At 53.1% G+C, this 17,408-nt stretch carries 22 protein-coding genes; 14 read left to right on the plus strand and 8 right to left on the minus strand.

Going from position 1 to position 17,408, the window contains the following annotated elements:
- Positions 1 to 143 precede the first annotated feature (143 nt).
- The 4 genes from Q1A89_RS05760 to Q1A89_RS05775 are packed head-to-tail and all read left to right on the plus strand — an operon-like array spanning position 144 to position 2,499.
- Positions 144 to 545 carry a hypothetical protein gene (locus Q1A89_RS05760; RefSeq protein WP_299724813.1) on the plus strand — a complete coding sequence of 134 codons (402 nt, stop codon included), beginning with the start codon at positions 144 to 146 and terminating at the stop codon, positions 543 to 545.
- Positions 545 to 1,915: a relaxase/mobilization nuclease domain-containing protein gene (locus Q1A89_RS05765; RefSeq protein WP_299724815.1), complete on the plus strand. Its 1,371-nt coding sequence runs from the start codon at positions 545 to 547 to the stop codon at positions 1,913 to 1,915. The genes Q1A89_RS05760 and Q1A89_RS05765 overlap by 1 nt, the downstream gene beginning before the upstream one ends.
- A gap of 24 nt (positions 1,916 to 1,939) precedes the next feature.
- Positions 1,940 to 2,170: a hypothetical protein gene (locus Q1A89_RS05770; protein WP_299724817.1), complete on the plus strand. Its 231-nt coding sequence runs from the start codon at positions 1,940 to 1,942 to the stop codon at positions 2,168 to 2,170.
- Between the two features lie 53 nt (positions 2,171 to 2,223).
- Positions 2,224 to 2,499: a hypothetical protein gene (locus Q1A89_RS05775; RefSeq protein ID WP_299724819.1), complete on the plus strand. Its 276-nt coding sequence runs from the start codon at positions 2,224 to 2,226 to the stop codon at positions 2,497 to 2,499.
- Positions 2,500 to 2,589: 90 nt separating this feature from the next.
- On the opposite strand, the gene Q1A89_RS05780 is transcribed toward Q1A89_RS05775, so the two are convergent.
- Both Q1A89_RS05780 and Q1A89_RS05785 read right to left on the minus strand, forming a co-directional pair.
- Positions 2,590 to 3,039, minus strand: coding sequence for a hypothetical protein (locus Q1A89_RS05780; protein WP_299724821.1), 450 nt, complete (start codon positions 3,037 to 3,039; stop codon positions 2,590 to 2,592).
- A complete protein-coding gene (locus Q1A89_RS05785; protein ID WP_299724822.1) occupies positions 3,036 to 3,272 on the minus strand; it encodes a hypothetical protein in 237 nt (78 codons plus the stop codon). The genes Q1A89_RS05780 and Q1A89_RS05785 overlap by 4 nt, the downstream gene beginning before the upstream one ends.
- 541 nt (positions 3,273 to 3,813) lie before the next feature.
- On the opposite strand from Q1A89_RS05785, the gene Q1A89_RS05790 reads away from it, so the two are divergent.
- Positions 3,814 to 3,993 (plus strand): hypothetical protein, encoded by a 180-nt coding sequence (locus Q1A89_RS05790; RefSeq protein ID WP_299724824.1) that lies wholly within the window; start codon positions 3,814 to 3,816, stop codon positions 3,991 to 3,993.
- Between the two features lie 124 nt (positions 3,994 to 4,117).
- Entirely contained in the window at positions 4,118 to 4,387 is a 270-nt protein-coding gene (locus tag Q1A89_RS05795) for a hypothetical protein (protein ID WP_299724826.1), read from the plus strand.
- A gap of 13 nt (positions 4,388 to 4,400) precedes the next feature.
- Here the strand turns inward: Q1A89_RS05795 and Q1A89_RS05800 are convergent, their stop codons facing one another.
- Together Q1A89_RS05800 and Q1A89_RS05805 are read right to left on the minus strand one after the other, a co-directional pair.
- Positions 4,401 to 5,876 carry an RES domain-containing protein gene (locus tag Q1A89_RS05800; protein ID WP_299724828.1) on the minus strand — a complete coding sequence of 492 codons (1,476 nt, stop codon included), beginning with the start codon at positions 5,874 to 5,876 and terminating at the stop codon, positions 4,401 to 4,403.
- Between the two features lie 128 nt (positions 5,877 to 6,004).
- The gene (locus Q1A89_RS05805; RefSeq protein WP_299724830.1) at positions 6,005 to 6,910 is read right to left on the minus strand and encodes a zincin-like metallopeptidase domain-containing protein; all 906 of its coding nucleotides are present in this window, start codon (positions 6,908 to 6,910) and stop codon (positions 6,005 to 6,007) included.
- Positions 6,911 to 7,307: 397 nt separating this feature from the next.
- Between Q1A89_RS05805 and Q1A89_RS05810 the strand changes: the two genes are divergently transcribed.
- From Q1A89_RS05810 to Q1A89_RS05830, 5 genes are read left to right on the plus strand one after another with little or no spacing between them, the layout of a single operon-like run.
- Positions 7,308 to 7,640 carry a HigA family addiction module antitoxin gene (locus tag Q1A89_RS05810; RefSeq protein WP_299724832.1) on the plus strand — a complete coding sequence of 111 codons (333 nt, stop codon included), beginning with the start codon at positions 7,308 to 7,310 and terminating at the stop codon, positions 7,638 to 7,640.
- A complete protein-coding gene (locus Q1A89_RS05815; protein ID WP_299724834.1) occupies positions 7,637 to 8,653 on the plus strand; it encodes a site-specific DNA-methyltransferase in 1,017 nt (338 codons plus the stop codon). Before Q1A89_RS05810 ends, Q1A89_RS05815 begins: the two co-directional genes overlap by 4 nt.
- The gene (locus tag Q1A89_RS05820; protein WP_299724836.1) at positions 8,650 to 10,224 is read left to right on the plus strand and encodes an ATP-binding protein; all 1,575 of its coding nucleotides are present in this window, start codon (positions 8,650 to 8,652) and stop codon (positions 10,222 to 10,224) included. The genes Q1A89_RS05815 and Q1A89_RS05820 overlap by 4 nt, the downstream gene beginning before the upstream one ends.
- A gap of 6 nt (positions 10,225 to 10,230) precedes the next feature.
- On the plus strand, positions 10,231 to 11,385 hold the full coding sequence (locus tag Q1A89_RS05825) for a DEAD/DEAH box helicase (protein ID WP_299724838.1): 1,155 nt from the start codon (positions 10,231 to 10,233) through the stop codon (positions 11,383 to 11,385).
- Positions 11,382 to 12,158 carry a hypothetical protein gene (locus Q1A89_RS05830; RefSeq protein WP_299724840.1) on the plus strand — a complete coding sequence of 259 codons (777 nt, stop codon included), beginning with the start codon at positions 11,382 to 11,384 and terminating at the stop codon, positions 12,156 to 12,158. Before Q1A89_RS05825 ends, Q1A89_RS05830 begins: the two co-directional genes overlap by 4 nt.
- Before the next feature lie 524 nt (positions 12,159 to 12,682).
- Here Q1A89_RS05830 and Q1A89_RS05835 read toward each other — a convergent pair.
- The 4 genes from Q1A89_RS05835 to Q1A89_RS05850 form a co-directional block, all read right to left on the minus strand.
- Complete coding sequence (locus Q1A89_RS05835) at positions 12,683 to 13,240, minus strand: hypothetical protein (protein WP_299724842.1); 558 nt, start codon at positions 13,238 to 13,240, stop codon at positions 12,683 to 12,685.
- A 4-nt stretch (positions 13,241 to 13,244) separates the two neighbouring features.
- Positions 13,245 to 13,598, minus strand: coding sequence for a hypothetical protein (locus Q1A89_RS05840; RefSeq protein WP_299724844.1), 354 nt, complete (start codon positions 13,596 to 13,598; stop codon positions 13,245 to 13,247).
- Between the two features lie 70 nt (positions 13,599 to 13,668).
- Positions 13,669 to 13,908 carry a hypothetical protein gene (locus Q1A89_RS05845; protein ID WP_299724846.1) on the minus strand — a complete coding sequence of 80 codons (240 nt, stop codon included), beginning with the start codon at positions 13,906 to 13,908 and terminating at the stop codon, positions 13,669 to 13,671.
- 100 nt (positions 13,909 to 14,008) lie between these two features.
- Positions 14,009 to 14,842 carry a hypothetical protein gene (locus tag Q1A89_RS05850; RefSeq protein ID WP_299724848.1) on the minus strand — a complete coding sequence of 278 codons (834 nt, stop codon included), beginning with the start codon at positions 14,840 to 14,842 and terminating at the stop codon, positions 14,009 to 14,011.
- Positions 14,843 to 15,116: 274 nt separating this feature from the next.
- Here Q1A89_RS05850 and Q1A89_RS05855 point away from each other — a divergent pair, with 274 nt between their 5' ends.
- The 3 genes from Q1A89_RS05855 (at position 15,117) to Q1A89_RS05865 (ending at position 17,375) form a co-directional block, all read left to right on the plus strand.
- A complete protein-coding gene (locus Q1A89_RS05855; protein WP_299724850.1) occupies positions 15,117 to 15,413 on the plus strand; it encodes a hypothetical protein in 297 nt (98 codons plus the stop codon).
- 15 nt (positions 15,414 to 15,428) lie between these two features.
- Positions 15,429 to 15,668: a hypothetical protein gene (locus Q1A89_RS05860; protein WP_299724852.1), complete on the plus strand. Its 240-nt coding sequence runs from the start codon at positions 15,429 to 15,431 to the stop codon at positions 15,666 to 15,668.
- Positions 15,669 to 15,740: 72 nt separating this feature from the next.
- Complete coding sequence (locus Q1A89_RS05865; protein ID WP_299724854.1) at positions 15,741 to 17,375, plus strand: type IV secretory system conjugative DNA transfer family protein; 1,635 nt, start codon at positions 15,741 to 15,743, stop codon at positions 17,373 to 17,375.
- The last annotated feature ends 33 nt before the right edge of the window (positions 17,376 to 17,408 follow it).

The following is a 17,408-nucleotide window of genomic DNA, read 5'->3' on the forward strand; positions in this document are numbered from 1 at the left end:
TCCACTGGATCGAACTTTTTGCTTCGCAAAATGGAAATGAATGGTGGACCTCACTGTAGTAGAATCGAACCGTTTGTTCGAGGCTCTACAGGACTGGGAAAGCCAGCTCGCACAACATGATCTAAGTGATCTGTGGTGCGACAATGACAATATCGCGCCATAATTTCAATGACATAGCCGCTGGCAATGATGCCAAGAAACGGGAAGCCCCTTTCTCGCTGCGGCTGTCCTTTGCCGAAAAAGCTGCTCTGCGTGATCTCGCAGGCGATATGCCCCTTGGTGCCTACATCAAGGCTGTCTTGAAGGATGCCATCCAGAACAAGAAGAAGATCGCGCCAAGCGCTAATCCCAAAGCTTTGGGCCGTGTTCTTGGCCAGCTTGGTAAAAGCAAACTATCCCAAAACGTCAATCAGCTCGCCAAAGCGGTGAATGTTGGCGCTCTGCCTGTCACACCGGAGACCGAAAGCGAGTTGCGCCAAGCCTGCGCGGATATTGCCGCGATGCGCCAAGAGTTGATGCGCGCCCTCAAATATGGAGGGCCATAATGATCCTCAAAGCCAAAGAACGCGGAAACGCGCCCCAACTTGCAAGATACCTCATGTCTATGAAGGACAATGAGCATGTTGAACTACATGATTTACGTGGGTTCGTAAGCGATGATTTGGATTCGGCCTTCGATGAAGCGGAAGCGCTGGCAAAAGGCACGAAGTGCAAAAATCACCTGTTCTCAATGAGCCTGAACCCGCCGCAGGACAAACAGGTGGAATGCCACGTTTTCGAAGCAGCGATTGACCGGATTGAGCGCAAGCTTGATCTGACCGATCATCAACGCGCCATCGTCTTCCATGAAAAGGAAGGCAGACGCCATGCCCATGCCGTATGGAGCCGTATCGACAGTGATGCGATGCGCGCCAAAAACATGGCCTTTTTCAAGCAAAAGCTGATGGATGTATCGCGCGATATCTATCTGGAAAACGGATGGGACATGCCAAAGGGCATGCTGGATCGCTCGATGCGCAATCCTCTCAACTATTCCCGCGAAGAATGGCAACAGGCCAAACGCGCCAAGCAAGACTCGAAGCTGATCAAGGCGGCTATTCAGGACGCCTGGAAGAATTCGGATAGTGCCGAAGCCCTGAAGGCTGCGCTGGAAGAAAAAGGCTTCTTCCTTGCAAAGGGTGATCGCAGATCAGCCGTTGCCATTGATGTGCGCGGTGAAACCTTCTCGCTGTCCCGCTGGTCGGGCGTGAAGGCAAAGGATGTGCGCGAGCGTCTGGGCAAGGATGCTGATCTGCCTAGCGTTGATCAGACTAAGGCGCAAATCGCCTCGCGCATGACGGACAAGCTAAAATCCTATCTGAATGACGTCGATGCTGGCTATCGCCGTGCCTCCCCGGCTGTGGAGATGAAACGGCAAGAGCTGATCGCGCGCCATCAGCAGCAACGCGATGAGGCGACAAAACGTATCCAGCTTCGCGAACAGCGCGAGATGGCAGAACGTGCTGCCCGTTTGCCGAAGGGTTTCAGCGGAATCTGGTCTCGCCTGACGGGCAAGCTTTCACAGATCAAACAGGACAATGAGTTTGAAGCCTTGCGTGCATGGCAGCGTGACCGCGCCGAGAAGGATGCGCTCGTCCAGCGCCAGCTTGATGAAAGGCAAAGGCTACAGACGGCTATCAACAAAATGCGCGAAGACCGCGCTCGCGAAGTATCCGAAATCCGCAAGGAGATTGCAGCCTATATCGCCATGAAGCGTGGGGATGTGCCGAGTCTTGATGCTGCACAAAAAGCAAAGGACATCGCCAAGGACAAGCAACAGACGCGAAAGCGTGATGACCAGCTTGAACGGGTGCGCCGTGAGCGTTCCCGCGAGAGGAGTCGTGATCGTGGTTTTGATCACGGCCCTGAATTTTAACGAGCAAACGAAAGGAGGTCGCCCATGACTACCAACATGCGACATACATTAATGCTCAATCTGGACGCGGCACACGCCGCACAACTAAACGATCTGGCCAAGCACTTTCGGCTTGCCGCTGAGGACACTATCCGGCTGGCCATTCGGCTGACCCATGCCCGATTGGGAAAGCCCGATGTGCTGGTACCGGAGTTCAAACCGAGCGCAGAGCGTGAAGAATGGCATGACGACGAAGATGACCACACGCCAAGCTAGCAAATCGGGCGTCAGTCAGCATAACCTAACGGTTACACAGAGAGGACACAGTGATGATTGACTATGACGACGATTGGCAGGAAGTTTATCACTCTTATCATAATGATCATCTAGAGGAAGAATGTGATACGATCATCAAAAGCTTAGGTCCGGATGGCGCAAACTTCTTGCACCTCAGAGTGACACCGAAAGGCTGCCGCATCATCGAATTAATTGATCATTACAAAGGCGTAACGCTAACCAAGGATCAGCTTGATCGCTTCATTGAAGAATTGAAGCTGATATCTGATGAGTTGGGAAAACAGGAGCCGTGGCAAGAAGGCAGCTGAATTGCCACAAACTTGCGCGATTTGCGAAGATGAATTCGAGCATAAATAGAACAATAAGAAAGAACCGCCCCATCTGAGGCGGCTCTTTACTTAAAGTAAATCAAGCAGATTAATCTGCTGAGGCGTTTCTTCTTCAGACGGAAGAAAGATGACGCTTGGTCCGATCAAGACGTAGGGCCGCTTGCCGTGCTGGACGTGCATACCGTGATAGAAACCTTCTTGGCGCTGTCCTGCTGCTGTGTTGCTACGGACAATCTGGCCATAAGTTTGCGGCTCTCCATCGAAGAATTTTGCAGGGATGAGTTGGTAAGCTTCAACGGAGCGTGACTTGCCATTGGAAACCATTCCGGTGTTCACCCACATGGCGTTTTGCCATTTGAACGGCTTTCTCACGGCACCTTCGAGTCCGATCTTATCGGCGCTGTAGGAGGCGGCGATATCACCTTCGCCGATGATCTTATCCCTCTTGTGGCACCAGGTGCCTGATTCAAAGCGGGATGGATCGATGCGAAATTCTTTCTTTGCGATGGGAGCGCTCATGAGCGCCCCGCTTCGTTTGAGGTTTCTGGAGTATCTGCCAGCGGCAGGCGCAGGACGATACGGCCATTGATTGGGCAGGTTTCCAGTTGGAGTGTGTATCCCCGCCCGTCCTTGTGCTTCCATGCGGCTCCGACGTTGGTCCAGAAGGACTTTTCGCCCTTTTGATTCACGTGCCATGCCAGATAATCCGGCGCGTTCAATGGGAGTGTTTGGTTGGTTTTTTCGCGTGCCATGTTGTTTCTCCTTTGTTTGGGTCTTGCTTGCTAACGCCCTCCCGACAAGCCGGAGGCAAAGGATCAGACTTCATGTTCAACACGGATTTTTGGAGCGGGCAGGACATTGAAGGCTGAGCTGCATCCGGTCAGGGATTCATGGGCTTTTGTTGCAAGCCAGACCGAGACAACGGATAGAAAGACGGCGCGAGATAGAAGAAATCCGGCCAGACCATGACGACCCGCGCTCACGGTTAAAGCTGCCGCGTGCATTAGTCCTCTAGCGATAATCCGTAACTGGGGCGGCAACGTGCCGCGCTTGCCAGATCAAGACGGGCGGCTGACAGGCATATACAGACCATTTGTAATCAAGGCCGCGTTGCTCCAGCAGTGCTGGACGCGATGTCCGTCTCAAACCGTCTAAGCGCTTCATACCCATCCACCATTTCGCATTTCAAACAGACACCCGAACACACCAGGGGCCTTTGCTGGGCCGATGATGTGCGTGGGGCCGAAAGGCCCTGAGTGGTTCGGGGCCTCCTTGAAGCAAAAGGAGGATACGATGAAACTCGTCTCACGCTTTGAAGCAGCATCCCGCAATACCGCCGAGCTGCACGGCCTTCTCAAGCAGGCCTTTAATGCCTTTGCCGCTGCCCCGCGCGGCTCAGAGCAGCGCCGCGATGCCTTGGCATCGATGCGCAATATCGAGAATGAACTTAGCTCTCGTCAGCCAGGCTTCTAACCTCATCGCGGTCAACTATCAGGTTGGCCGTGATAACCTTTTCGTCGCCGGATGGCAGAGGTGACTTCTGACCTGGTTTCTGGTAAAATTTTGCCAATGAAACGGAAAACAATCGGGGTAGATCATGGAGCGAGATGTCTATTATTATCAATTCTATACACAGCAAGGCACAGTGAGCATCTTGCCTGAGCCCGCCGGGCGCTGGAAGGTGATGTACGGTGAAGACAATCTTGGTTCTTATCACTCGCCAGAGGCAGCGGCAGATGATGTAAGCGGTGGGCACACATTTGAGCCGTCCAACGGCGTTGATCTCGGCGAGCTTGGCATTCCAGATGATCTTGGAGACTGGACCAAAAAGCTCTTTGCGAGCATCAGCCGTTTGCGTCCGGCCTAGCCAACATGCTGCCCTAAAATGGCGGGTCTTTCTTTTCCCATCTGTGCCGTTTAACCGAATAACTGCCCGTGTCGATACGGACAGAGCGAACTTCGTGAACCGTGACTGAATCAAGGTCTATTTCAAGCGTTTTCTCACGCGGGTCGTAATCTGCATAATCTTCCCAATCCATGCCGAGCATGTCGGAGAAACGTGGTCCGGTTTTCTTGCGCTCGTCAGCCTCATCAGCATCTTCTTCGGGCGGGGTTTCCTCAATGACCGTATAATCCGGCTCGGGGCCGTCTTCATACTGGGTGTAGGTGCGCGCACTGATCTCTGTGCCTTTCGGGATATCTATTTCGCGTGTCCGCGAAGCCTTGTGAAACAGCACAAGATTGACCCCATCACCACCAACCTGAACCGAGGGGAACAAGATGCCATCCAGCTGCATCTTGTTTTCAGTTGCAAGGTAATCGGAAATGGCCTGCGTCGGCAGGTACGCCATTTCCTGATCGTCGGGCATGACGGGCTTAGCCATCCGGTTACTCAGAGTCTGGAGAAACGCCATGCGACCGAGCCTGTTGGCATATTCGGCATCAAAAATGCTGCCGCTCTCGTGAACGTTATCCAGTGCGCTCAGATCAAGCAGTTTCAATGGGCGAATGATGTTGAAGCGCGCAAGAGCGACTTTGCTGCCTACTGGAGGGCGGACTTCTGCGAGAACTATGTCTGGTGAGGTAGCCCCATAGAAAACAGAGATACCGCGCGCATTCATGCGGCCCGCTCCTGCCGCCGAAGCGGGCGGCGCGGCCAAGCCGCGATCTGGACGGGAAATCGCTTCTTCAAGCGGCTCGTCGGACTGGAACATCCGCCCGCGATATAGATGGGTAATGTCGCTCTTCGGTCCGGCAGATACAACCAAAGGAGTGCCGTCTGCCGTACGCATATTTTCGATTTTGTCGAAAAGTTCTCCCAGATAACCAGATGCGGTACGGCTGAAGAACCGCGCCTCCGTCTTGATCAGCGATTCAAAGTAATCCCAGCGCTCCCGCCAATCACTATCACCCGGCATGACCTCCTCATAGTGGGCATCCGAGGAGAATTCGCACTCATCATCCAGGGCCGCTTCTTCGAAGTCGAAATTCCGGTATTCCAGAATGTTTTGGACATCGTGCGCCGCTTCTTCCGATATGTCTGCCGCGTCCATAATCGCATAGACGGTTTGCTGACCATCGCGATCCCAATCGTAGTCGATCTCTTTGTCCCGAAGCATGGCATATTGATACGAGTTCGGCTGGTTTGCAGTGCGCTCAAAATGGCTCTCGAAGGCGGTCTCGACTGCGTCGGCTAGTGCTTCCAGCGTGAGACATGGAGCCTCCTCTCCGCAATATGAGCAAAGTTGTTCAGACTCGTGTTTTTCAACGAGTGCCGAGAGGTAGGCTTCGCCGATACAAGAGGAGCAAATCGTCTCCTCTTGCAACTCTTCAATCTCGTGTCTTTCCTTTACCATTCCGACACTCTAGCGCGCCATAACATGTTGTAAAGCATAATCAAAAGTGACTTTTTAGAGATGGAAGAGTCCTCAAAAACGGCTGGCTAGTCAGGCCAGCCTAAATTTTTCTCTTGCAAGGTGCCGCCTTATGCGGCGGCTCCTTGCTGCTCTTCCTCAATCATAGGCTGGCACCCATGCAAAAAATCAGCGGCGCGCTGCGCATGGGCAGCAGCGGAAAAGATCGCCCGCTTGTCTTCCTTCAAAACCTTCAACCAGTTCTGAATATAGGCGGCGTGATCGCTTCGGACCTTGGGTGTCAGTTCAAGATCAGCGCAAAGAAATGCTGCGCCCAACTCGGCAACCAACTCTTCACGGGCATAGCCTTCATCACCCCATTTCTTGCGCCCAAACTCACGGTCAAGGCGGCTCTTGTGCTTTGTCCAGTGCGTGAGTTCATGCGCTAAAGTTGCGTAGTATGCTTCTGGGCTGCGGAATGTCTCGAAATACGGCATTTGCACATGATCGCTGCCACCACTGTAAAAAGCGCGGTTGCCGCCATGCCTGATATCGGCGCGGGTGTGATTGAAAAATTCCTCCGCATGATCGATCCGCAAATCCGGATCAATGATCGGCTCGGGCTTGGAATAGTAGTGCTCGGGCAAGCCTTCGATCTGATCGACATTGAACACGCTGTAACCCTTCATGAACGGAATTTTCCGCTTTTCGTCCTGCCCGTTCTCGCCTTCCTCAGTTTTGGTGATGGTGTTGGCGTAAACTACCAGATTGCCGCACTCGCCCTTCTTCACATGCGCGCCCAACTCCTTGGCTTGGCGGAAGGTCATCCAGTACGGGGAGAGATATCCGGCCTCGACCGATGCGCCCCACAGCATCAAAATGTTGATTCCGTTATAGGGCATGCCGTTATGCCGTAGCGGCTTGGTGATCTTGCCCTCCAGATTTCCGCTGCTCCAAGGCTTGAGCCAGCTCAGCTCGCCTTGCTCCAGATCAGCGATGATCTTGTCTGTTACTTTCTGATAAATATCTATCTTCATTGGTCTTTTCCCTTCATTGGATAGTCAGTTGCGCATGCAACTGGACTAGGCCTGTGCCAATGAGCAGGGGGATGGCCGTCAATGATCCGCGAAGGCGCGAGGGGGATCACCCGCCCTGCACGAACGAAGAGAGGAAGGACGGGGATACACGCCAAAGCGCGCCCAACGGGCGCTTGGGTCTTGATGGTCAGGGGCTGCAAGCCCCAAACTAAAGGAAAGAAGTGTCAGCCGTTCACGGCTGTCCATGTCCCGCGCAAGGGATGGACGCCGCGAGGCCGAGACTACAGGCTCGGTTCACGACAGCCCGATCCGCAAGGATGCGCCAAACTCGGGCACTTTACACTTGACGTAACGCGGAAGAAAACTGACGTTGCCGCTGACATCTACGAGGATACTCATGAATATTTCTGATATTCGGCGGGTGCCGCACCCAGGGCAGACATTAAGACAACGCTTGAAAACCGCTGGTCTCAGCGCTGCGGCACTATCTCGTCGATTGAATGTTCCAACAAACCGCGTCACAAGCATCATGAATGGACAGCGTTCTATCAGCGGTGACACTGCATTGAGATTAGCGCATTTCTTTCAAACATCCCCCGACTATTGGTTGGGACTACAGGTGGAGTATGAATTGTTTAAGGCTGTAAAAGAAAAAGGGCGCGAAATTGTCGATCTTCCGACCATTCAATCTACTGGGAACGATATTGAAAACGGCTGGAAGCAAGTATGACCATTAATCCAGCCAATCAAGACGAAGTCTCCGATGGTTTGCACCCCACTGTTTACGAAACGGCAAAGGGCCGCCTCATAAATAGTCGGATTGAAGATTTTATTGATGGTGACCTCGGCCAGCAATATGCCGAACAAGTCGATCTGATTGTTACCTCACCGCCTTTTCCGCTTCTTACCAAGAAGAAATACGGTAATGAGTCAGGGGAGCAATACCTCAACTGGCTCAGTGAGCTTGCCCCAAAACTGACCAGTCTTTTGAAGCCTGAAGGCTCCATTGTGATCGAGATCGGGAATGCTTGGGAACGCGGCGAGCCTGTCATGTCTACGCTTCCGCTGGAGGCGCTTCTGGCCTTCAAGAAAGCTGCGGGCCTGCATCTTTGCCAGCAAGTCATCTGTCACAACCCGGCGCGACTTCCAAGTCCTGCGGAATGGGTGACGGTCAATCGCTGGCGGCTCAAGGATTCCTATACGCATGTGTGGTGGATGTCCAAAACACCAAGACCGAAAGCTGATAACAAGAAGGTTCTTGTCCCCTACAGCAAGGGCATGAAGCAACTTCTCAAGAAACAATCCTACAATGCTGGCAAGCGGCCATCTGGCCATGATATTTCCAAGACAGGGTTCCTCAAAGATCACGGCGGTGCCATCGCGCCCAATGTTGTTGATCTTACTGACGCGGCCTTAATTCCTGAGTCTTTGCTTCGGTTTAGTAATACCGGATGGGATGCAGGCTATAGAAAATACTGCGAAGACAATGGCCATGAAGCACACCCGGCGCGCATGCAAGCAGGGCTTGCCGCGTTCTTCATTCAACTGCTCACCGAAGAGGATAATCTGATCATGGACCCGTTTGCTGGCTCCAATACCACCGGGGCGGTTGCCGAGGGGCTTGGCCGTTCGTGGCTGGGGGTTGAAGCGCACCGTGATTATGCGGAAGGATCGCGTGGCCGACTTCTGGAGCAAATCGTTGGCGGCGACATTACTGGTGAAGACGGAGACAAAGATCAATGAGCGATGCACTTGAAGCCGAACTGTCAATTGGTCCGCAAGCCTTAAGTGCCTATAGCCGTCTAAGCTATACGATGTGGCATGCCTTGGCAGAGTTCATCGATAACTCGACGCAATCGCGTTTGAACTATGAGGGCATTATTGATGATGTGCTTCAAGAAGAAGGCACGCCTCTTGTTGTGGACATTGTTTACAACAGGTTAGAGCGACTGATCCGCATTTCCGATAACTCTATTGGAATGACGAATGCTGATCTTGTTGAAGCGCTCCGCGTCGCGCATCCGACAAATGACAGCAAAGGCCGCTCCAAATACGGCATGGGTATGAAAACCGCTGCGTGCTGGATTGGCAAAAGCTGGCGGGTCATTACATCTGAATGGGGCAGTCCCGAAGAATGGACCGCAGAGATCGATGTAGAGGCCATTGCCCATCAAGGTGCGCGCGTGCCGCTTTCAAAGAAGGATGTATCGACCGATAGCCATTACACGATCATCGAGATTTTTGATCTGAACAGAAATATTCAAAAACGCACCGAGGAGAACATCCGGGCCTATCTCGGCTCGATGTACCGAAATGATATCATGGCTGGCACGATGAAGCTGCTTTACGGCGGCGAAGAAATTTCCCCGCCAGATGAAGCGCCTTTTGATACAGACGCAGAAGGCCGTCCCATGAAGCTGGAGCTGGACGGTCTTGTGATTGGCGGAAAGCCGATTACAGGCTGGGTCGGTGTATTGAAGAAGGGTGGCCGTAAATATGGCGGCTTTTCCCTGTTTCAGAACGGTCGTCAGATTCAGGGCTTCCCGAATGCGTGGAAGCCGCGCAGCATCTTCGGCGGCGTTGATGACGAAGGTGCAAACAACCTTGTTGCACAGCGACTTACAGGTGTCCTGAATCTGGATGGATTTGATGTATCGCATACCAAAGATGCGATCTTGTTTCAGGGAGATGAGGAAGAAGATCTGGAAACAAGCCTCGCGAAGATCACGCAAGACTATCGAGCCTATGCTACCAAGCGGCGCGGCGAGCGCACGCAGGTCTGGTCGCGTGAGAAAATCAGAGACCTTGTGAAAACGATGAGCAAGGAGTTCGCAAGCTCTGAGATGAGCGATGCGGTCAACAATACTGTCTTGCCGCCTCTTGAGGCTATACTCGCCAACAACCAGCGTCAGGTTTCAGCGCTGAGTGAAGATGATTACCTTGCCAACTTTACGGTTGGCGGGCAGATCAATATCAGGGTCGCACTACAAGAGCGCAGTGAGCATGATCCATATGTTTCTATTGTTGCGGCAGCAGAGCCGGATACAATCAATATCGTTATCAACCGCCTGCACCCTTACTACGAGTCCTTGGAGACATCCGAGGCGATTGATGAATGCATCCGCCAGTATATTTATGATGCGATTTCAGAGTATAAGGTTCATAAGCAGCAAGCCGCAGTCAATCCTGATAGCGTGCGCCGTGGCAAAGATACACTGCTGCGGGTGCAAGAACTAAAAATCGAGAACAGTGCCGCCGCACTGGAGCGAGAAGTCATAGTCGCCACCGTGCCGGGAACCGAGAGTGGCGGGTAGTATGTGATGCCAGCCCAGGAACTCAGGCGTTGGCAGCATGAAGCTATGGATGCTTGGCTCGCAAACCAGAAACGTGGCATTGTTGGCGCGGTCACGGGCGGCGGCAAAACAGTCTTTGCACTGGCCAGCATTCTGCGCACGCGGCCTGAAACAACGCTTATTGTTGTTCCGACTGTCGCATTGCTGGATCAGTGGTGGGAGGAAACAACCAGCTTTTTCGGTTTGCGGCTGGACGATGTAAATCTCATCACTGGCCGAAAAAAGCTGGTGCGCGGCACTATCAATATCAGTGTTCTCAATACTGCGGCCAAGCTGAAACCAAACTGGCCCGCCCAAGACGCTATGCTCGTTATTGATGAGTGCCATAAGGCAGCAAGCGATAAATTCAGCGCTGTTCTTGATCTACCTGCGGAACAACGCTTGGGGCTGTCTGCAACGCCAGAGCGCCCCTATGATGACGGCTTATCCGAAAAGCTCATTCCGACCCTTGGAGACGTCATCTACCAATACACTTATGCCGACGCGTTGCGCGACAAGGTGATCGTTCCGTTCGTTCTTGAAAACGTGGTCTTTGAACTTGAGGAAGACCGCGAAGCGTCTTACGCGAAGCTCACACGAATGATTGCCCGCGCGATCTCGGAACATGGGGCGGAAGCGCCCGAGACAATCAGCCTGTTCTTGCGGCGATCCCGTATCCTGAATTTGAGCCCTTCAAGGGTGGAAATAACACTGCGTCTTGTTGCAGCGCATAGAAGCGAACGCATTCTTGTTTTTCATGAAGATGTCGAGGCTTGCACGGTCATCCATGAAGTTTTGAAGGCGAGCGGTGTTCGGGCAGAGCTTTATCACGCCGGACTGCCAGCAAAGACCAGAGCGCAAGCGCTTGCCGATTTTCGCCAAGGGCGCGCTAGTGTGCTTGTGACGTGCCGCGCCCTTGATGAAGGCTTCAACGTGCCGGAAACTGAAGTTGGAATTATTGCCGCCAGCACAGCAACGCGCAGGCAGCGCATCCAAAGGTTGGGCCGGGTCTTACGCCCTGCCAAGGGTAAGGACACTGCGCGAATCTACACGCTCGTTGCAACCAAAGCAGAGATTGACCGATTGCAAGCCGAAGAAGACGAACTTGAGGGTGTCGCCAGCGTTTCGTGGAGTCACGCATGAGAAAAATGATGATCTCCCCGTGCCAGCCAGATCATATATTCTCGATGTGTGATCCGGAACTGCCAAGCGAGACCGAGTTTGAGGCAATAACGCTGCGCGCCTTCGGATGCCTGTTTCCTCAATATCAATGCGTCGTCTTTGGTGGGCGTTTCTCATACGAGGACGAAAACCGCAAACCGGATTTGGCGATGATCGCGCGCGATAATTCGCACTGGTTTGTTGTGGAAGTAGAACTGGTTTCGCATTCGTTAGAAGGTCACGTACTGCCGCAAGTTCGGACCTTTCGCTATGGAGAGCCACAAAAAGAATGTGCCAGCATCTTGTCGCGGGAGCTTAGCGTTGATCTGGGGGCTGCGCAGACCTTGATTGATAGAGTGCCGCGCGCTGTAGTCGTTGTCGTGAACAAATCACGGTCGGATTGGCATCATGCGATGCGCGCACATCAAATACAGCTTCTGACGGTAACGCGGTTTGTCTCTGAAGAAGGACGTGAGGCCTTCGAGATTGACGGGACATTGGCTGCCGCGAAAGAAAGCATAGGATTTGGCGTCTATAGCGCACCGGACGCAATGATCCGGTTTCTGGCCAACGTAAATTTGCCGGACGGACACATTCAGATGGACAGCCTCGGCGGCGGCGCAAGCCTCTGGCGGGTTATTCGCGACGAGCGCCACGCATGGGTTTCGAAAGACAGTGGTCGTCCAGACATTCCGGATGGAGCGCATGTGCAATTGCTTCGCACTTATGATGGGCGCATTACGATGCGACTTTGAAGGCGAGCGTGGCACAATGATCTTGATGAAGTCATCTCCATGACATGGCGGCATCCAAACGGCGGACGGTTGGTCTCGATGAAATCGTCTGGATGAAATCCTCATGGGGGTATCGGCCGGGAGCAGGAACGCTCCCCTGATTGGTGGTCAAACGGGCAGCGGTTTGTGCATGGTTCGGTGTTGGTGGAGAGGCACGTCTCCAAGCCCAACGACTGAAAGAACGGGGATACGTTCTACTGGCTCTGGAATGGGCTCTATGCCCTGATCTGAGCCATGGGCTGGGGGGATGCAACGGGGGCGCGCAAGTCTGTAAGACTGGAGCGGGCCCCCTTGCCAAGATGTATGTGGTAGTACCACGTACACATCTTGCAGGGCTCAAATTTCGAAGATTTCACCGTCCGTGTTGGTACTACACTGGACTTTGATTCAATCAGAGAACATCTTACATACTGGGTTTTAGTGTCAGATGTCAGGTGTTGACACTCAACGAGGCGAGAAGCGTGCCAATCTTAAACCAAGCTCCTTTATTCAGCACAACAAAAGGGCCAGCCCAAAGAGAAGAACCACACCCCCGCCCGCCGAACCGACACAACATCGATCTGCGGCTGCTCAACCGATGCCTCATCAGCGGCAGAGGCCAACATCAAGTAAAGAGACGGTCCTACCGCCTCCAGCATACTTTCAACAGACGGCTCGACGCCTTGTTCCTCGAGTTGATCCACAACATCAATAATCGAAGCGGCGACCAGCATTCTCGCGCCTACTGAAATGGACGGCCATTCTTCGACCCTGGGCAAAGAGAAAAAACGTTGCTCAAGCAAGGTCGGGTCATAGACTTCGGACAGTATCTGAGACTCAATTATTAGGTCTGAATTTCGAGCACCCTCGGCCCTAGTCAAAATCTGGGCAAAAAGATCATCTTGGTCAATCGCCACGTCGCCGCTCCGCATTAACTCGACAAGTTCAAGTGCACTGGCGACATAAGGGTTTCCAAGAGCTTCTTGGATATCAGTTGTCTGGGCAAAAGAAGGTCCGACGAACAACAATGAGAACATCGCACCAAAAAAATGAAGGCGAATCATCAAGTTAACTCACTTTTCTAATGATTGTTAAAATAAGACAGATACCGCCAGAAAGAAAAGAGCCGAGCTGCAATATGCCATTTGTTACGATGACGCCCGAATATGCATCGAACGACTCAGAGTTATAGCTTGCAATTACGCCGCCGAAAGCAAGATAGCCGAAAAATATGCTCAAGCTAAAAAGCGCTAACGCCCAACCTACCAGCGGCTTACTCAACGCTCCGGGAGAGGCAGAGCTCGCAAATCCTGCAAAAATAGCAAACACCCCAGCTGACATGATCATCAACTGAAGTATCAAGTCTTTTGCTGAGCCCAGAGCCTCAACATGGCCATTTGTGACTAAAGACACTTCCTGCATGATCTGAACTCAGCAACGATTGCGGCTTGTGTCGAAGGCTAGCAGCTTGGCGATGATTGTCAAAGTATCGTTAGCTTGGCGTCGGTGGCTCGTCGACGTTTGATTTTGCTGCGTTCTTGATGAGCAGCGCGGCAATCGTCGCCGCCGAAGCAACAGCCGTAAATTGAGCAGCAGACTCGGCCACGTTATTTGAAGTTCCTATTGCGTTTGCGGCATGGAAAACGATGTTTGTTGGGATGACACTAGAAAATGTTGCAAAAATTGCTGTCAGCGGAGTGTTGTTTCCAATTCTATTGAGTGTGTTTTTCATTGAGACCTCAGAGTAATAGTTAAATTAAAACAATTAACTTAGTCGAATTAATATGTCAACATTACTGACATATTTTGGAATTGCGCCTTGGGATTGGATGCTAAATTGATACAAATCGAATAGCTGGATTAATTTTCATACTGATCCTTATCGCACATTGATTATTTTTACCTTTTTTCTTACGATTAAGCATTCTCTGGCGTGCGTGTTTTCTGCGCCATGCTGAAACCGAGAACCCTCGCTTTGACCATTGCTCGGGTTCGGGCAGATGGAAGTTCGCATAGGGAAATTTGTAAGGTTCGATCCGTATCCAAGAGTGGGGATTACCGTCAGGTTCCATTGGGTCATCCTGCATGTCATCCAGAATATGCTTCATCATGATCTTGATATGCTGTTGATCTATTTGATCTCGCGGCAACCCTCCCGGTGACTCTGTGCGATAGCAGGCGAGACCGACATCAGCACGCGCATCCGTCATACCCTTATGAGCGACCAGCAGTGCTCGAATCTCCATATGAAAGACGTCATCGGGCGTTCCGACGTTTTCGCTGCTGACCAGTGCATGGAAACTCTCCAAAGACATGGCGTCCCTCGCGTTCTGAATCAGGTTGTGTGCTGTGTCATCCAGAAAGCGTTGATAGGCATCCTGCCCCTGATCCAGATGATGTTGGCATATTCCCGCATCGCTTCGCCAAAGCTGCGGTTCGACAAATTTGTGAAAGATGTAGCGACCCATGCAGCGAAAGAGCTTCGCAATCGTCTTCTCACTGGGAGGCATTGGGATGTGTGGGTTGCGAAAAAGCAAGTAACGCGCGCGCGCGTTGGCAGCTGATCGCCCCTGCAGGAACAGCTCCAGCAGCCAGACAAACTCCTGTTCGGAGAGCTTGGAGCGCCGCGCGAAGCGGTTTTTTGGTGTGTAAATCACGCGGCCCATAATTTTATATGGGTCCTCAAGGCCTTATTGCAAAGTCGTACACTCAACTTCCTGAGTTTACAGCTACGTTCTGGCGCGAGCCTTTTTTCGAACGCGTGCAATGGTCAAATGTCGATCACCCCAAACGAAATGCAGCCCTCGCTGCACGGGGGATCGGGGAAAGACTTACCCTCGACAACTATACGCAAACTCACCCGCTGAAACACCCGTTTCAGCGATTCCAACAACTCACCCTGCTGTCAGGCGGGGCATCAAAACGGAGGATGAGAAGATAATGATGAACCCAAACCAACACGGCCCAAATGGTCAGGGCGGCGGCATGAATATGAAGGACGGCTTTGCCAGCACGCTTGCTGCGATGATCTCGGTTCTTCTCAGCGCACCGCTTAACGAGTTCACCCAGCCATACGTCATTTTGTATGCGCAGCGAACTTATGCACCTGAACTGGTCAATCTGATCGCCATCGTCTGGATGATCCTGTGCTGGCCGCTCGTCTTCTTCGCGGCGCGCGCAAGCATCATCGCAGGCCTCACAGCGGCAGGCGTCTACCTCGCCTATCGCTTTATCTAATCCCTGAAACCAATCATGAAAGGAAGCATCATGCCCCATGTCCCTGAGGAAAAAGAAATCCCTGGCCGCGTTGCTTTACGCAACCGGGTTATTGGAATTGGCCTGATCTGCGCACTGTTTGCCGTTGCAACGGTAAGCAAAGGTGATGGAGGAGCGTTCCTCTTCTGGAGCATCCCAGCAGGTTTGCTGCTGTTCATTGCTAGCAAGATCAGAACCCACAAAAAGCTGACCGCCTATGGCGGAACCTATCGCTAAACGACCGGACGGCCTCGCTGCTCTTTGAGGCCGTCCACCACTCACCAAATTAGAAACCCGGAAAGCTCAACCATGCTCGCACATGATCATCCATACGGCTCGGCGCGTTTCGCCTCCGACCTTGAAGTGCACCAAGCATTCAAGAGCCAGGGTGGTGTACCGTTTGGCTTCTATAATGGCCGTAAGCTGTTCCACTCCAAGAAAGCAGGTATGCTGCTGATCGGCGGCGCGGGCTCCGGCAAGTTCACGAGCGTTCTTTCCCACATCATCAATGCGAGCGGACGGGACGGCGAGCCTGCCCGCTATGCTATCTTCGATCCCAAGCGCGAGCTGCGCGCAGTGCTGGAGCCATATCTGGCGAGCATTGGCGCTGCTGTGTATGAAATCAATCCCTACGGCGTGCATGGCGCGCAAGGCAATCGTCTCTCGCTTCTTGCGCATCTCACGCCGGACTCCCCAAGGCTGGTGGCCGATAGCAGGCGTGTAGCCCGCACCTTTATCCCCGAGAGCGAAGGGGGACGCGATCAGTTCTTTGAGCAAAAGGCCCAGAACTGGCTGGACGCGCTAATTCGCGGCCTTGTCCATCTGGATGGCGGGGTTTCTCCTGCCTCGATCTACAAACTGCTTGGCACGATCCGCGCCGCGCCTGAAGCGTGGGATGAAATGGCAGAGATCATGGCCGCGATGGGCGAGCCTGATCTGGCTGTCGCCTATGCCGAGATGCGTGAAATGCGCCTTGAGAGTGAGCGCACCTATCAATCCGTCATGGGCGAGTTGTCCAATCGCCTGTCGTTCATGGCGGACGGCGCTTTACAAGACGCCTTCGTCTCGGGCACTGAGGCCGAGTTCTCACTGGATATTTTATGCGAAGACACAAACCAGCCTGTTTTCGTGTTCTTCGTTATGCCGCCGGAACTGACCGAACAGAACGCGCCACTGATCCGGCAGTTCTTTTCGAGCCTTCGCACAATCAAGCAGCAGCACCCCAGATCTCCAACGCTCATTCTGGTGATTGATGAAGCGGCGCAGCTTGGTAGTTTCCCTGAGGTTGCGGATTTCTATTCCATCGGCAGAGGCTTTGGCCTGTGCCCGATCACGGTCTATCAGGACCTTGGCCAGATCAGAAAGAACCTTGGGCCAACGGGCGCGATGACGCTCTCGGCCAGCAGCGATCTGGAAGTCTATCTGGGCGGCGGTATCTCTGATCTGGATACCGCGCGGCATTTAAGCGCCAAGCTCGGAAATCAGACCTTATCCCTTGATGATCCGCTGACGCAGCAGCGCGCTGGCCGCGCCAAGCGTGAAGCCATTCTGGCAGCGTTCCGTGGACAGGCCGATCCATACAAGACAGGCGCTGCTTTGCGCGCCCTTGATTACGAGATGAGCCACCAGCGCAAGCAGGCGCGCCCCTTGCGCACGCCCGAAGAGATATTGGCCATGCCGCATAACCAGGCTTTGGTCATGCCATCAGGCTACGGCATCCCGCCCTTCATCGCGCAGAAGAAGCCGTATTTTGAGGTGAAGGACTACACAGGCCTCTATGGCCCGAACCCGTATTTTGATCGCGATATGGACAGCGTTTCTGTGCCGGGCTGGCCGTGGCGCAAGCGCCTCAAGATGATCCGCGAGGCCGTCCCATCCAGCCATGCTCATCTACCGCAATACGCAAACGGCACATGGACGTTTGTGCAAGGGTATCGCCCTTAAACCACCAAGACCCGTAACCTCAACCAAAAGGAG

The organism is uncultured Tateyamaria sp., from assembly GCF_947503045.1.
Lineage (GTDB): Bacteria > Pseudomonadota > Alphaproteobacteria > Rhodobacterales > Rhodobacteraceae > Tateyamaria.